Here is a 13,462-nt window from a genome sequence, read left to right as displayed (position 1 = left end):
ACAGACAGAGCCAGACAATTCGCGCAAGTGCGTAATCTTGGAGCGTGACCGCCGTACTGCTGGCCGAAGACGACGAGGCCATCGCAGCCCCCCTGTCGCGGGCACTGGGGCGCGAGGGCTATTCGGTGACCGTGGAGAGTTTCGGCCCCGGGGTGCTGCAGCGAGCCCTCGACGGCGGGTACGACCTGCTGATTCTGGACCTGGGCCTGCCGGGCATGGACGGCCTGGAGGTCTGCCGTCAGGTGCGGGCGCGCGGCGCCGAGTTGGCGGTGCTGATGCTCACCGCCCGCACCGACGAGGTCGATTTCGTGGTCGGTCTCGACGCGGGCGCCGACGATTACGTGGGTAAGCCGTTCCGATTAGCGGAGCTGCTGGCCCGGGTGCGGGCGCTGTTGCGGCGCAGCGGCATCGGTGACGACGCGGTCGAGGTGGGCGGGATCCGGCTGGAGCCGCAGGCGCGCCGGGTGCTGGTCAACGGTCACGAGGTGAATCTGGCCAACAAGGAGTACGAGCTGCTCAAGGTGCTGATCGATCGCGCGGGTCAGGTGGTGCCGCGCGAGACGATCCTGCGCGAGGTGTGGGGCGACGCGGATCTGCGCGGCTCCAAGACGCTCGATATGCACATGTCCTGGCTGCGCCGCAAGATCGGTGACGAGGGCCCGGTGGCCGAGCGCCGGATCGTGACCGTCCGGGGCGTCGGCTTCCGGTTCAACACCGACTGAGGAGCACATGCGGCGCCGAATTCTGCTGTCGATGCTGGCTGCGCTGACCCTCACCACGGTGGTGCTGGGTATCCCGCTGGGCTTCACCGCCTGGCAGTGGGTCGCCGACATCACCCGCGGTGACCTGCGCGCGCGGCTGGATCGGATGGCCGTGGAGATCGTCGCCCAGGAGCGCGACGACGGTCAGGTGCACGGCACGCTGGATCTGCGCTCGGTGCGTCCGTTGATTCCGCCGGGCGGACGGCTGACCATCGTCTATCCCACGCCGGAGGATGCGGCGATGCGTGTGGACGTGGGCGTCGCGCAGGTGGACGATCCGGTGGTGGAGTCGTTGTCGATGGGTACGTCGGGCTCGCTGCGACTGGAGGTGCCTGCGGCGCCGATGCATTCGATGCAGCGGCAGGCCGTGGGCGCGGTGGCGCTGGTAGCCCTCGCGTCGCTGGCGGCGGGGGCCGCGGTGGCGGTGGTGACCGCGCGCCGGGTGGCCGATCCGCTGCGCGATGTGGCGGCCCGCGCCGCCCGATTGGCGACCGGTGACTTCCGGCTGGACGCGCGGCGGCACGGCATCACCGAACTGGATCGCGTATCGGACGTGCTGGATTCGGCCGCCGTCGAGATCGCCGGTCGGCTGCAGCGCGAGCACGCGCTGGTGGCCGACGTCTCGCATCAGCTGCGCAGCCGGCTGACGGCGGTGCGGCTGCGCCTGGACGAGCTGTCGGTGCACGACGACCCGGATGTGGTGCACGAGGCCGAGGAGGCGATGGCGCAGGTCGACCGGCTCACCGCGGCCATCGACGATCTGGTGCGCGCCTCCCGGGACGAGGGCGCCGACGACCGCGAGCCGGTGCCGGTGGTGGCGGAGCTGCGCGGCGTGGTGGCGGAATGGCGGCATCCGTTCAGCGAGGCCGGGCGCCGGCTGATCCTGTCGGGCGATCCGATGCTGACCGCGCCGGTGACCGGGTCGCGGCTGCGCGAGGCGGTGGCGGTGCTGGTGGACAACGCCCTGATGCACGGCGGCGGCGACTGCACGGTGTCGGTCCGCACGGTCTACGGCGGACCGGATCGCGAACCGCTGGTCGCGGTGGAGGTGGCCGACGAGGGCGACGGGGTCAGCGACGAGCTGGCGCCGCACATCTTCGATCGGGGATTCTCCGGAGCCGGTTCGACCGGTGTGGGCCTGGCGCTGGCCCGCGCCCTGATCGAGGCCGACGGCGGCCGCCTGGAACTGCAACGTCGCCGCCCGGCCCTGTTCGCGGTGTTCGTGGGAAAGCCGACCGGTGCGCGGGCGGAGAATGCCGCCGCCGCGGTAGCGGAACCGCGCTGAGTCGGCGGAAACCATCCGTGTGACGGTAACGGCGGAGCCGACGCCGAATCAGCTGTGGCCGAGCTGTTCTTCCTCTTCGTACAGCTCCTCGAATTCCTCTACCAGCGTGTCGATTTCGTTCGGGAACACCCACCGGCGCATCGCCCAGAAGCGGAACATCATCTGCAGCAGGTTGCCGATGATAAAGGCACTGATGAAGTCGGTGATGTTCTCGACCGTCAGGCTGATATGCGGCACCTGCAGATGGAATACGTACCGCGACACCCACAGCGGCAGGAAGCTCAGGACCACGCCGATGCCGCTGACCGCGAAGAACAGCAGCGCCTCGTGATGCTTCTCGCGCCCGCCGCGCCCCTTGAACGACCATTCCCGGTTGAGAATGTAGGAGGCGATCACCGCGATCACGCCGGAAATGATCTTCGCGGTCACCGGTTTCGGCGACAGCACGGTCAATTTCAGGATGTAGAAGATGCCACTGTCGATGACGAACGTGGTGGCGCCCACAATCGCGAACTTGATCAGCTCGTGATGGCGGTATGCGAGGTCCCGAAGCGTTTTGGGTAGGACGCTGACCACGCTGTCGACGAATGACACGGATCGAGTCTACGTGCCTCGATTTTCGGGCAACCAACCCGCACGCACTTGCCCGACCGGTGCCATGACACCATGGAGGGCCGTGAACCAGCACACCGAGTCACCCGACGTCCCGGGGTCCCGTTCCTTCGATGCGGCCGTCATGCCGACCGTTGCCATGATCGGCGGTGGGCAGCTGGCGCGCATGACCCATCAGGCCGCCATCGCCCTCGGGCAGCGGCTCCGGGTGCTCGCCGAGCGGCCCGACGATCCCGCCGCCCAGGTCACCCCCGACATCGTGCTGGGGTCGCACACCGATCTGGCCGCCCTGCGCAAGGCCGCCGTCGGCTCGCACGCACTGACCTTCGACCACGAGCATGTGCCGACCGAGCATCTGCGGGCGCTGGTCGCCGAGGGCGTGAGCGTGCAGCCGCCGCCGGAGGCCCTGATCTTCGCGCAGGACAAGCTCGCCATGCGCACGCGGCTGCGTGAGCTGGGCGTTCCGGTGCCGGACTTCACCTCGGTCGAATCCGCCCGGGACGCGGTCGCTTTCGGCGACGAGCACGGCTGGCCCTGTGTGGTGAAGGCGGTGCGCGGCGGCTACGACGGGCGCGGCGTGTGGATGCCCGGATCGGCGGCCGAGGCCGAGCGGATCGTGAACGATCAGCTGGCCCACGGCGTCGAGCTGCTGGCCGAGCAGCGGGTCGATCTGAAGCGGGAGCTGTCGGCGATGGTGGCGCGCTCGCCGTTCGGCCAGGCGGCGGCGTGGCCGGTGGTCGAGACCGTGCAGCGCGAAGGGCAGTGCGCGGTGGTGATCGCCCCCGCGCCCGAGCTACCGGAGCGGGCGGCCGCCGCCGCCTCGGCGCTGGCGCTGCGGCTCGCCGCCGAACTCGGCACCACCGGCGCGATGGCGGTGGAGCTGTTCGAGACCCACACCGGCGAACTGCTGGTGAACGAGCTGGCGATGCGCCCGCACAACTCCGGGCACTGGAGCATGGACGGCGCGGTGACCGGCCAGTTCGAGCAGCATCTGCGCGCGGTGCTGGACTATCCGCTCGGCGGTACGGCCGCGCTGGCGCCGGTGACGGTGATGGCCAATATCCTGGGCGCGCCCGAGGCGCCCGCCATGTCGATGGACGAGCGGCTCCATCATCTGTTCGCGCGCATGCCCGAGGCGCGGGTACACCTGTACGGCAAGGGCGAGCGCCCGAACCGCAAGATCGGGCACATCAACATCCTCGGCGACGAGGTGGCGGTGGTGCGCGAGAAGGCGGAGCGCGCGGCACGGTGGATGTCGCACGCGGAATGGACCGACGGATGGGATCCCCATGGGGAATGACGAGGCAGGTCTGCTCGACGGCGACGGAGCGCGCGTCGGCCTGATCATGGGCAGCGATTCCGACTGGCCGACGATGGAGGCGGCCGCGGAGGCGCTGGCGGAGTTCGGGATTCGCTTCGAGGTCGGGGTGGTGTCGGCGCACCGCACCCCCCAGCGCATGCTCGACTACGCCCGCACCGCCGCGGATCGGGGCATCCGGGTGATCATCGCCGGTGCGGGCGGCGCCGCTCACCTGCCCGGCATGGTGGCCTCGGCGACCGCGCTGCCGGTGATCGGCGTCCCGGTGCCGCTGAAGTATCTGGACGGCATGGATTCGCTGCTCTCCATCGTGCAGATGCCCGCCGGGGTCCCGGTGGCCACCGTATCCATCGGCGGCGCGCGCAACGCCGGGCTGCTCGCGGTGCGCATCCTCGCCGCCGCCGAACCCGAATTACGTTCTCGCATGGAGCAATTCCAGGCCGGTCTGGAGAAGATGGTGCTGGAGAAGGACGACGCGCTACGCACCCGGCTGCTGGGCTGAGCGGGCGGCCGGGTGCGATGAGTAGCTCCGGGGATACGCGGTTCCGGCTCGCGGTGGTCGATCACGCGCTGCGGTTGTTCGCCGAAAAGGGTTACGAGGCAACGACGGTCGACGAGATCGCGGAGGCCGCGGGCATCTCCCGCCGCACCTTCTTCCGGCAGTTCCGGTCCAAGGAGGACGTTGTCTTCGCCGACCACGAGGAGCAGCTGGCCCGGGCGCAGGCGTATCTCGATGCGGCACAGGAAGATCCGTGGGACGCGGTGTGCGAGGCCGTGGTGGGGGTGTTCGAACGGTTCACGCAGACCAGGGAGCTGGCGGCGCGGCGGTACCGGGTGGTGCGGCAGGTGCCGGCACTGCGCGATCGCGAGATCGTGACGGTGTTCCGCTACGAGCGGCTGTTCACCGACTACCTGCGGTCCCGGCTGCCCGAGGTGGCGGATTTGGCGCTGATCCAGTTCACCGCCGCGGTCACCGCGACGCACAACTATCTGCTGCGGCGGATGGTGCGTGCGACACCCGAGGCGGGCTCGCGGGCCACCGAACACACCCGGCCCGATGCGAGTGCCGCGGATCTGCGGGCGGCATTGGCGACGATTCCCCGCGGGGGACGCGCGGGCGACGGCGAGCAGTTGGTGGTAGCGGTGTTCCCGCGTGACATGCCGCCGCGACAGGTCGGTGACCTGGTCGCGCGTCGGCTCGGTAATCTGAGAGAGTAGAAAAACGCGGGCATCATGACACTCGGTGCCACGTGAAATAGGGAACATCCATGCATGTGGCCGCGCTGTTGGGCCCTATACTCGATTCTGACTGGCACTGAGTGCCGACACGCTGGAGATTCGCGGATTCCGGCGATACACCCCCGACGACCAGGAGCGCACCCATGGCGGGAAACCCCGACTTCGACCTGTTCAAACTCGACGACATCCACAACGAGTTGCGCGCGGCCATTCGCGGCCTGGCGGAGAAGGAGATCGCACCGCACGCCAAGGACGTCGACGAGCACTCCCGGTTCCCGCAGGAGGCCCTGGACGCGCTCAACGCCGCCGGGTTCAACGCCGTGCACGTCCCCGAGGCCTACGGCGGCCAGGGCGCGGATTCGGTCGCGACCTGCATCGTGATCGAGGAGGTCGCGCGGGTGTGCGGCTCGTCGTCGCTGATCCCGGCCGTGAACAAGCTCGGCACCATGGGCCTGATCCTCAACGGTTCGGAGGAGCTCAAGCAGCAGGTGCTACCGGATATCGTCAACGGCGAAATGGCCTCCTACGCGCTGTCCGAGCGCGAGGCCGGCTCCGATGCGGCGAGCATGCGCACCCGGGCCAAGCAGGACGGTGACGGCTGGGTCCTGAACGGCTCCAAGTGCTGGATCACCAACGGCGGCAAGTCTTCCTGGTACACCGTCATGGCGGTGACCGATGCGGAGAAGGGCGCCAACGGCATCTCGGCGTTCCTGGTGCACAAGGACGACGAGGGCTTCGTGGTCGGCCCGCTCGAGCACAAGCTCGGCATCAAGGGGTCGCCCACCGCGGAGCTGTACTTCGAGAACTGCCGGGTGCCGGGCGACCGCATCGTCGGCGAGCCGGGCACCGGCTTCAAGACCGCGCTGCAGACCCTCGACCACACCCGCCCGACCATCGGCGCGCAGGCCGTCGGCATCGCGCAGGGCGCGCTGGACGCCGCGATCGCCTACACCAAGGACCGCAAGCAGTTCGGCAAGGCCATCGCCGATTTCCAGAACACGCAGTTCATGCTCGCCGATATGGCGATGAAGGTGGAGGCCGCGCGCCTGATGGTCTACACCTCCGCCGCGCGCGCCGAGCGGGGCGAGAAGAACCTCGGGTTCATCTCCGCGGCCTCGAAGTGCTTCGCCTCGGACGTGGCGATGGAGGTCACCACCAACGCGGTGCAGCTGTTCGGCGGCGCCGGGTACACCACCGACTTCCCGGTCGAGCGAATGATGCGCGACGCCAAGATCACCCAGATCTATGAGGGCACCAACCAGATCCAGAAACTGGTCATGTCCCGCGCAATTCTTCGGTAAATTTAGACGACTGATCAGATCCGTTCTTGCATCGGTACTTTCATTCGCAATCGGGCGAATTGGGGGTATCGAACCGGCCGTGCACGGAGCACTATTGATGCATGGCCGGAGTCGAGATCAACGACAGATTCGTCCGGCGTACGTTGGACAACGGACGGATCGAAGAGGTTGCGTGGCATGATCTTTCGGAGGTCCGGATCATCACCACCGCGGATGGTCCGTTCGCCGATGATGTGTTCTTCGTACTGATCGGCGCGAAGGGGAACGGCTGTGTCGTCCCGCATTCGGCGGCCGACACCGCATTCCTCGTCCGTTTACAGCGACTTCCGGGTTTCGACAACGCCAAGGTGATCGAGGCGATGGGCAGCGTCACCGATCGGCAGTTTCTGGTGTGGCGGCGGAACAGCCCGGCGCAGGGGCGCCGGGCCGTTCGCAACAACTAGGCCACCAGGTCGGCGTACTCGCGGTGTTCGCCGATGAACTTCTCGACATACCAGCAGGTCGGGACGACGGCGAAGCCGGCCGCGCGGGCGTCCTGCAGCGCGAATTCGACCACCTGCGCGGCCACGCCGCGGCCGCGGAATTCCGGGAATGTCAGCGTGTGCTGGATATCCCGGATCTGCCGGTCGCCGTCGACGCGGTCGGCGTAATCGGCATATCCGGCGAGGGTGTCGTCTAGGTAGATCTCGTAGCGGGTGTCGGCGACATTGTGCTCGAGCCTGGTCGTCATGTGCGGTGAAACTCCTCGGTGGCGTCCGTTGTTCCTTGTTCCTACAGCACCGCGCCGGGATTGAGGATGCCGTGCGGGTCGAGCGCGTCCTTGACGCGCCGGGTCAGCGCCATCACGTCCGGGCCCAGCTGATCGGGCAGCCAGGCCTTCTTGAGGCGGCCCACGCCGTGCTCGCCGGTGATGGTGCCGCCCAGCGCGATGGCCAGGTCCATGATCTCGCCGAACGCCTGCTGGGCGCGGGCGGACTCGTCGGCGTCGCTCGGGTCGTGCACGATCAGCGGGTGGGTGTTGCCGTCGCCCGCGTGCGCGATCACCGACACCAGCACGTCGCGCCGCGCGGCGATCTCGGCGATCCCGGTGACCAGTTCGCCCAGCCGCGGCAGCGGCACCCCGACGTCCTCGAGCAGCAGCGTGCCCTTGCGCTCCACGGCGGGGATCGCGAATCGCCGTGCCGCGGCGAAGGCCTCGCCCTCCTCGGGATCCTCGGTGCTGAAAACCTCTGCCGCCCCGGCGGTTTCGCAGGCGGAGACGATGGTGGCAGCCTCCTCGGCGGCGTACTTTCCGGGCGCGTCCGACCGTGCCACCAGCAGGCCCGCCGCCGAGCGGTCCAGGCCCATCCGCAGTTCGTCCTCGACGGCGTTGATCGCCACCGAGTCCATGAACTCCAGCATCGAGGGCCGCAGCCGCGCGGTGACGGCCAGGATCGCCTCGGTGGCGGCGGTGAGCGTGGTGAACGTGGCGACCACGGTGCTCTGCGGCGGCTGCGCGGGCAGCAGCCGCAGGGTCAGTTCGGTGATGACGCCGAGGGTGCCCTCGCTGCCGACGAACAACTTGGTCAGCGACAGCCCGGCGGAATCCTTCAGCCGCGGCCCGCCGAGGCGCACCGCGGTGCCGTCGGCCAGCACCACCTGCATGCCGAGCACGTAATCGGTGGTGACGCCGTACTTCACGCAGCACAGCCCGCCGGCGTTGGTGGCGGCGTTGCCGCCGATCGAGCAGATCTCGAACGACGACGGATCCGGCGGATACCACAGCCCGTGCTCGGCCACGGCCCGCTTGACCTCGGCGTTCAACAGGCCCGGCTGCACGACGGCGGTGCGGGTCACGGGGTCGACGGTGATCTCGCGCATGCGCTCGGTGCTCAGCAGCAGCGCGCCGTTCTGCGCGGTGGCGCCGCCGGAGAGCCCGGTGCCCGCCCCGCGCGGGACTACCGCGACCCGGTGCTCGTCGGCCCACTTCAGGACCGTCGAGACCTGCTGGGTCGTGGCGGGCCGCACCAGCGCCGACGGCGTCCCGGCGTCCGGATCGAAGGCCCGGTCCTGCCGATATCCGGCGAGGATGTCCGGATCGGTGACCAGCGTGCCTTCGGGCAGCAGTGCGGCAAGGGTATTCACGTCCACACCTCGAAACTAGTTCGTCCCGAGCAGGTCGTGTGGCAGCAGGGCCGCGGTCCCGGAGTACGCTGCCCCGGTGTCCGATGCCAAGCTGGAGATCCAGATGCTGCACGACCGGGTCATGGTCCGCATCTCCGAGGAACCCGGGGAGCGGCGCAGTAGCGGCGGCATTCTGATTCCGGCCACCGCGCAGGTGGCCAAGCGACTGAACTGGGGCGAGGTGTGCGGGGTGGGCTCGCACGTGCGCAGCGTCGCCGTCGGCGACCGCGTCTTGTTCAGTGCTGATGACCAATTCGAGGTCGAAGTCCAGGGCCAGGCGTACTTGGTCATGCGCGAACGCGACCTCCACGCCGTAGCCAGCGAACGCCCAGAACACGGCACGGGACTGTATCTCTAGGACCCTGCCGGACCTGCCATCGACGCACCCCGTGCATATTCGCGCACCCGCTGCATGGCCTTGCAGCGGGTGCGCGAACGGATAAGGGGTGCGGCGTTATCGGGTGGTCTGGCGGGGGAGGGTGAAGGCGGCGGCGAGGACGATCGCGAGGACGAGGAAGCCTGCGAGGGCGGCGGCCTGCATGGCGGTGACGTAATCGCCCGTGCCGCTTGCGGATCCGAGGGCCGAGAAGAAAATGGTGCCCAGAACCGTTGCGCCGATGGCGTTTCCGAACTGCTGCGAGGTGGTGAGCACGCCCGCGGCCATGCCCGCCTGCTGCGGCGGGATGCCCGAGGACAGCACCGCGCCGATCGCCGACGGGATGGTCAGGCCGTTGCCGATGCCGACGATCATCATGCCGGGGACGAGGGCCCAGGGGCTGAGGTCGGAGCCGAACCAGGTCAGCACCGCGAAGGTTAGTGCGAGGCCGACCAGGCTGGTCAGGGTGCCGGCCACCATCACCCGGTTGCCGATCCGGTCGGCGACCCGGCGGGACAGGAAGAACGAGCTGGCGGCGAAGCACAGACCCAGCGGCGCGAATGCCAGTCCCGCGGGCAGCGGCGACAATCCGAGCCCGTTCTGCAGCAGCAGTGTCAGGCACAGCATGAACCCGGCGAAGAAGGTCAGGTAGCCACCGGAGATCACCAGGCCCGAGCGGAACACCCGCTCCCGCACCATCGACATGTCGAGCACCGGTTGACCGCCGCGGCGGGCGAGCAGTCGCTCGTAGCGCAGGGTGAGCGCCATGACGGGCGCCGAGGCCACCATGGAGATCCAGGTCCACAGCGGCCAGCCCTCGGGCCGCCCGACGGTGATCGGCACCAGCAGCAGCGCGAGCGCGGCCGAAATGCCCAGGGCGCCCACCGGATCCAGCTTCGGGCGCTGGTTGCGCTCGTGCGCGGGCAGCCAGCGCGCGGCGAGTGCGGCGGCGGCCAGGCCGACCGGCACGTTGATGTAGAAGATGGTGCGCCAGCCCCAGCCGAACAGGTCGGCGTCGAGCAGCACGCCGCCGAGCACCTGCCCGGCGACCGCGCCGGTGCCGATGGTGGCGCCGTAGGCGGCCATCGCCCGGGGGCGTTCGGACACCGGGAACATGGTGTTGATCAGCGCCAGCATCTGCGGCACCATCAGCGCCGCCGTCGCGCCCTGCAGGATGCGGAAGACCACCAGCGCCCAGGCGGTGGGCGCCAGGCCGCACAGCAGCGAGGCCGCCGCGAAGGCCAGCATGCCGATCGCGAACAACCGGCGATGCCCGTGCAGGTCACCGAGCCGTCCGCCGGTGATCAGGCCGGAGGCGAAGGCGAAACCGTAGCCGCCGACGATCAGCTCCAGCGCCGCCTCCCCGGCGTGCAGGTCGGTCTGCAGCGAGGACGCCGCGACATTGACCACGAACCAGTCGAACATCGCCATGAAGATGGCGCTCAGCACGACCGGGAGCACCCGCCAGCGGGCGGGATACGGGGCGGGCTCGGCAGGCGGTGCCGCAGCGGTACGTGTTGGGGTGGAACGAGTTTCGAGCATTGACACGTCGTGCTCCCGGAAAAGTGGAGTGGCTGGTGCGGCGCGACACTGCGCCGTGCGGAGTGGGGCGGTGGCCTCACGGATCGGAGTGGGCGGTGGCCGCACGAGTTGTAACTAACCGGTTGGTTGTGACTATTCCAGCCGATCCTGATTCTTGTCAACCAATTAGTTGGTTACCATCGGGGCATGAGTCCCAGGGATCCCGAGGCGACCAAGGCCCGCATCTTCGCCGCGGCCACCGAGGAGTTCGCCGCGTACGGGATCGCCGGTGCGCGCGTGGACCGCATCGCCCGCAACGCCAAGGCCAACAAACAGCTGATCTACGCCTACTTCGGCGATAAGCGGCGGCTGTTCGAGCAGGTGCTGGAGCAGGCGATGCTCGACGTCGCGGCCTCGGTGTCCACCGATATCGACGACATCGACGCCTGGGTCGACGCGCACATCGACTACCACCGCAAGCACCCGGAGTTCCTGCGACTGCAGATGTGGGAGGCCCTGGAGATCGATCCGGAGGACGTGTCGGCCGGTGAGATGCGGGCGCGGCGGTACCTGGACAAGACGACCAAGGTCGAGGCCGCCCAGCAGCGCGGGCTGATCCGCCGCGACATGCCGCCGGGCTACCTGCTCACACTGCTGACGGGCCTGATCAACTACCGCGAGGCGGTGCCCCAGTCGGCGCGATTCGTCCTGGGCGCGGATGCCGACCCCGAGCTATGGCGGACGTGGCTGAAGGACGCCGCGAAACGGGTTGTCGCGCCCGGGGATACGGTCGCCGACGAGCGCTGAGCGGCGCGCCCGTCGGCGGCGCGGGCGTGGTTCTCACGGTCGGCTGAGCAGTATGTCGATCCGATCGCCGTCGACCACGACCGCGTCGTCGTCGGTGAGGGCCCAGTGCGGTACGCCCTCGGCGCGGTAGCGGGCGGCCAGGCGGTCGCAGCCGCCGTCCGGATCGGTGTCCGGTGAGTTCACGTGCGGCACGATGCGGTGGTCGACCAAACCCAGTCCGTCCCACTGCGGTTCGATACCGCACGCGGGCCGGACCTCGGCGGGGTCGTCGACCTGCTCGATCCCGTGCAGGTCCGGGGTGAGCAGGCAGGCCCCGGCGCTGTATCCGGCGTATGCCAGCGCGTCCTCGGACAGCAGCTTGCCGATCACCAGATCCGCTGCGCTGCGGGCGAATTGGGCGCGCAGCACGAAGGTGTTGCCGCCGCGTACCCACAGTAGCGGGAACCCTCGCAGGGTCCGTTCCAATTCTTCGGTGCGGCCGACGTATTCGCGCAGGTCGAGCACTTCGGGCCGAAAGCCCAACCGGCGCAAGGGGGTCAGGTCGCTGGTCACCGCGCCCTTCCAGACGGCGGGCCAGGCATCGCAGGCGTTCGGGATCACCGCGACGCGGCCCGGCGTGCCGATCAGTCCGGCGAGCCGGTCGTAGTGTGCGCCGAAACGGTAGCTGGACAGGAACAGTCGCATCGGTCTCAGATGGTGAAGGGGAGGTTGCGGACCAGTCGATCGCCCAGCTCCGTATCGCCGGTGACCGTGAACTCGCCGCTGTGCGCGTCGGCGGTGGTCCGGCCGCCGCGCAACCGCGCGAACAGCCCCGACGGCAGCTCGAGAGTGACGGTCGCCGGGCCGTCCAGGGCGTCGACCAGCGCGGCGCGGCCGTCCACCGCGATATGCAGGCGTCGGGCCACGGGCCCGGTCAGCGCGATCGTGATGCGCGAGCCGTCCGGTGCCTTCGCCTGTTTGACCACCGCGCGCCCGATGGTGGGCGTGAGCTCGGCGAAGGCGATATCGGCCCGCGGTCCGCCCTCGTCGACGGTGACGCCGAGACCGTCGGCGATATCGAGCTCGTGCATCCAGCAGTCGAACAGCCGGACCTGCATGAAGCGGGCGTAGGGCACGAGACCGACCGGCGATTCGGTCGGCGCCAGCCAGGTGTCGTCGCTCATCGCGGCCAGAGCCTTGCGCCGCCGGTCCGTGACGTCCCGGAACTGCGCCAGCAATTCGGCCCCGGACAGCGCGCGCCGCGACTCGATCTCCATCTCGTTGAGCGCGCCGATCTCGTTGTGCACGTGCGCGAAGGCCCGGACGTCGGCGTCCACCCGGGGCGTCGACTCGCCCAGCAGCATGGACTCGGTGCCGATGATGTGCGCGATCACGTCGAAGACCGTCCACCCCGGCAGCCGTGACGGTGTGCGCCAGCCGTTCTCGTCCAGCGCGCCGACCAGCCGCGCGAGCTGATCCCACTGATCGGACAGCGCCTTGGTGAGTGTGGCGCGGTCGAACGACGGTGTACTCATGCGCGTGACTCCCTCTCCTCGGTATCGAGCCGGTCCAATCCGGTCCGGATCGCCGCCGCGGTCGTGGCGGTCTCGTGCGGACGGCGCAGGACGAAACCGCGGGCGAAGGTGAACAGGTCGCCCCGCTGCCGAGGCACGACGTGCAGGTGCACGTGGTGCACCGTCTGGAAGGCCGACTTCCCGTCGTTGAGTACCAGATTCGCGCCGTCGGCCCCGAGATCGCTGCGCCGCAGCGCCTTCGCGAGGCGATGACCCAGGCCGAAGATCCGCGCGCCCAGCTCGTGATCGAGATCGTCCAGGTCGGTGGCATGTTGCTTGGGGATCACCAGGGTGTGCCCGCGGGTGATCGGCCGGATGTCGAGGAACGCGCACAGCGTCTCGTCGTCGTACACCTTGGTCGCGGGTGCGGTACCCGCGACGATCCCGCAGAAGATGCAGCCACTCACACGGCAGACATTACGGCGTACGACGAATCGGGGACAGCCCTGCGGCAATCGGCCCTCCTCGGCGAACGATCTTCCCCACCGGGGTACTCTCCGTTCCCCTATAACCGGGCAATCCGGAG

General features: G+C 69.2%; 15 protein-coding genes and 1 pseudogene. 9 read left to right on the top strand and 7 right to left on the bottom strand.

Annotated elements, in window-relative coordinates:
* Positions 1–44 precede the first annotated feature (44 nt).
* Entirely contained in the window at positions 45–722 is a 678-nt protein-coding gene (locus NM1_RS05075; RefSeq protein WP_068014424.1) for a response regulator transcription factor, read from the top strand.
* 7 nt (positions 723–729) lie between these two features.
* Positions 730–2,046 carry a sensor histidine kinase gene (locus tag NM1_RS05070; RefSeq protein ID WP_068014422.1) on the top strand — a complete coding sequence of 439 codons (1,317 nt, stop codon included), beginning with the start codon at positions 730–732 and terminating at the stop codon, positions 2,044–2,046.
* A gap of 114 nt (positions 2,047–2,160) precedes the next feature.
* Here NM1_RS05070 and NM1_RS05065 read toward each other — a convergent pair.
* A pseudogene (locus NM1_RS05065) lies at positions 2,161–2,640 on the bottom strand (GtrA family protein); the annotation flags it as partial.
* 142 nt (positions 2,641–2,782) lie between these two features.
* Between NM1_RS05065 and NM1_RS05060 the strand changes: the two are divergent.
* From NM1_RS05060 to NM1_RS05040, 5 genes are all read left to right on the top strand, one after another.
* Complete coding sequence (locus NM1_RS05060) at positions 2,783–3,958, top strand: 5-(carboxyamino)imidazole ribonucleotide synthase (RefSeq protein ID WP_068014429.1); 1,176 nt, start codon at positions 2,783–2,785, stop codon at positions 3,956–3,958.
* Positions 3,948–4,478: a 5-(carboxyamino)imidazole ribonucleotide mutase gene (purE, locus tag NM1_RS05055; RefSeq protein WP_068014418.1), complete on the top strand. Its 531-nt coding sequence runs from the start codon at positions 3,948–3,950 to the stop codon at positions 4,476–4,478. The genes NM1_RS05060 and purE overlap by 11 nt, the downstream gene beginning before the upstream one ends.
* A 17-nt stretch (positions 4,479–4,495) precedes the next feature.
* A complete protein-coding gene (locus NM1_RS05050) occupies positions 4,496–5,194 on the top strand; it encodes a TetR family transcriptional regulator (protein WP_068014416.1) in 699 nt (232 codons plus the stop codon).
* Between the two features lie 164 nt (positions 5,195–5,358).
* A complete protein-coding gene (locus NM1_RS05045; protein ID WP_068014415.1) occupies positions 5,359–6,516 on the top strand; it encodes an acyl-CoA dehydrogenase in 1,158 nt (385 codons plus the stop codon).
* 101 nt (positions 6,517–6,617) lie between these two features.
* Positions 6,618–6,959 carry a hypothetical protein gene (locus tag NM1_RS05040; protein WP_068014413.1) on the top strand — a complete coding sequence of 114 codons (342 nt, stop codon included), beginning with the start codon at positions 6,618–6,620 and terminating at the stop codon, positions 6,957–6,959.
* Here the strand turns inward: NM1_RS05040 and NM1_RS05035 are convergent.
* Both NM1_RS05035 and NM1_RS05030 read right to left on the bottom strand, forming a co-directional pair.
* On the bottom strand, positions 6,956–7,246 hold the full coding sequence (locus NM1_RS05035) for a GNAT family N-acetyltransferase (RefSeq protein WP_068014411.1): 291 nt from the start codon (positions 7,244–7,246) through the stop codon (positions 6,956–6,958). The genes NM1_RS05040 and NM1_RS05035 overlap by 4 nt on opposite strands.
* 41 nt (positions 7,247–7,287) lie before the next feature.
* Complete coding sequence (locus NM1_RS05030) at positions 7,288–8,646, bottom strand: FAD-binding oxidoreductase (protein WP_068014409.1); 1,359 nt, start codon at positions 8,644–8,646, stop codon at positions 7,288–7,290.
* Positions 8,647–8,716: 70 nt separating this feature from the next.
* On the opposite strand from NM1_RS05030, the gene NM1_RS05025 reads away from it, so the two are divergent.
* Positions 8,717–9,037, top strand: a complete 321-nt coding sequence (locus NM1_RS05025; protein WP_068014407.1) for a GroES family chaperonin — start codon at positions 8,717–8,719, stop codon at positions 9,035–9,037.
* A gap of 96 nt (positions 9,038–9,133) precedes the next feature.
* On the opposite strand, the gene NM1_RS05020 is transcribed toward NM1_RS05025, so the two are convergent.
* A complete protein-coding gene (locus tag NM1_RS05020) occupies positions 9,134–10,597 on the bottom strand; it encodes an MFS transporter (RefSeq protein ID WP_068014404.1) in 1,464 nt (487 codons plus the stop codon).
* A 186-nt stretch (positions 10,598–10,783) separates the two neighbouring features.
* Here NM1_RS05020 and NM1_RS05015 point away from each other — a divergent pair, with 186 nt between their 5' ends.
* Positions 10,784–11,383 (top strand): TetR/AcrR family transcriptional regulator, encoded by a 600-nt coding sequence (locus NM1_RS05015; protein WP_068014402.1) that lies wholly within the window; start codon positions 10,784–10,786, stop codon positions 11,381–11,383.
* A 33-nt stretch (positions 11,384–11,416) separates the two neighbouring features.
* Here NM1_RS05015 and NM1_RS05010 read toward each other — a convergent pair whose 3' ends face one another.
* The 3 genes from NM1_RS05010 to NM1_RS05000 are packed head-to-tail and all read right to left on the bottom strand — an operon-like array spanning position 11,417 to position 13,343.
* Positions 11,417–12,067, bottom strand: a complete 651-nt coding sequence (locus NM1_RS05010) for a Type 1 glutamine amidotransferase-like domain-containing protein (RefSeq protein ID WP_068014400.1) — start codon at positions 12,065–12,067, stop codon at positions 11,417–11,419.
* A gap of 5 nt (positions 12,068–12,072) precedes the next feature.
* Positions 12,073–12,897, bottom strand: coding sequence for a maleylpyruvate isomerase family mycothiol-dependent enzyme (locus NM1_RS05005; protein ID WP_068014396.1), 825 nt, complete (start codon positions 12,895–12,897; stop codon positions 12,073–12,075).
* Positions 12,894–13,343 (bottom strand): HIT family protein, encoded by a 450-nt coding sequence (locus NM1_RS05000; RefSeq protein ID WP_068014395.1) that lies wholly within the window; start codon positions 13,341–13,343, stop codon positions 12,894–12,896. The genes NM1_RS05005 and NM1_RS05000 overlap by 4 nt, the downstream gene beginning before the upstream one ends.
* Positions 13,344–13,462: the final 119 nt, after the last annotated feature.

This window comes from Nocardia mexicana NBRC 108244 (assembly GCF_001613165.1).
GTDB lineage: Bacteria > Actinomycetota > Actinomycetes > Mycobacteriales > Mycobacteriaceae > Nocardia > Nocardia mexicana.
Note: the sequence above shows the minus strand (reverse complement) of the source record. Positions and strands in the feature narration are given on the sequence as shown.

Excerpts from the sequence above, each read along its gene's own strand:
- NM1_RS05070 (WP_068014422.1), top strand. The coding sequence starts at position 730 with ATGCGGCGCCGAATTCTGCTGTCGATGCTGGCTGCGCTGACCCTCACC.
- NM1_RS05060 (WP_068014429.1), top strand. The coding sequence starts at position 2,783 with ATGCCGACCGTTGCCATGATCGGCGGTGGGCAGCTGGCGCGCATGACC.
- purE (WP_068014418.1), top strand. The coding sequence starts at position 3,948 with ATGGGGAATGACGAGGCAGGTCTGCTCGACGGCGACGGAGCGCGCGTC.
- NM1_RS05050 (WP_068014416.1), top strand. The coding sequence starts at position 4,496 with ATGAGTAGCTCCGGGGATACGCGGTTCCGGCTCGCGGTGGTCGATCAC.
- NM1_RS05045 (WP_068014415.1), top strand. The coding sequence starts at position 5,359 with ATGGCGGGAAACCCCGACTTCGACCTGTTCAAACTCGACGACATCCAC.
- NM1_RS05040 (WP_068014413.1), top strand. The coding sequence starts at position 6,618 with ATGGCCGGAGTCGAGATCAACGACAGATTCGTCCGGCGTACGTTGGAC.
- NM1_RS05035 (WP_068014411.1), bottom strand. The coding sequence starts at position 7,246 with ATGACGACCAGGCTCGAGCACAATGTCGCCGACACCCGCTACGAGATC.
- NM1_RS05020 (WP_068014404.1), bottom strand. The coding sequence starts at position 10,597 with ATGCTCGAAACTCGTTCCACCCCAACACGTACCGCTGCGGCACCGCCT.
- NM1_RS05015 (WP_068014402.1), top strand. The coding sequence starts at position 10,784 with ATGAGTCCCAGGGATCCCGAGGCGACCAAGGCCCGCATCTTCGCCGCG.
- NM1_RS05010 (WP_068014400.1), bottom strand. The coding sequence starts at position 12,067 with ATGCGACTGTTCCTGTCCAGCTACCGTTTCGGCGCACACTACGACCGG.
- NM1_RS05005 (WP_068014396.1), bottom strand. The coding sequence starts at position 12,897 with ATGAGTACACCGTCGTTCGACCGCGCCACACTCACCAAGGCGCTGTCC.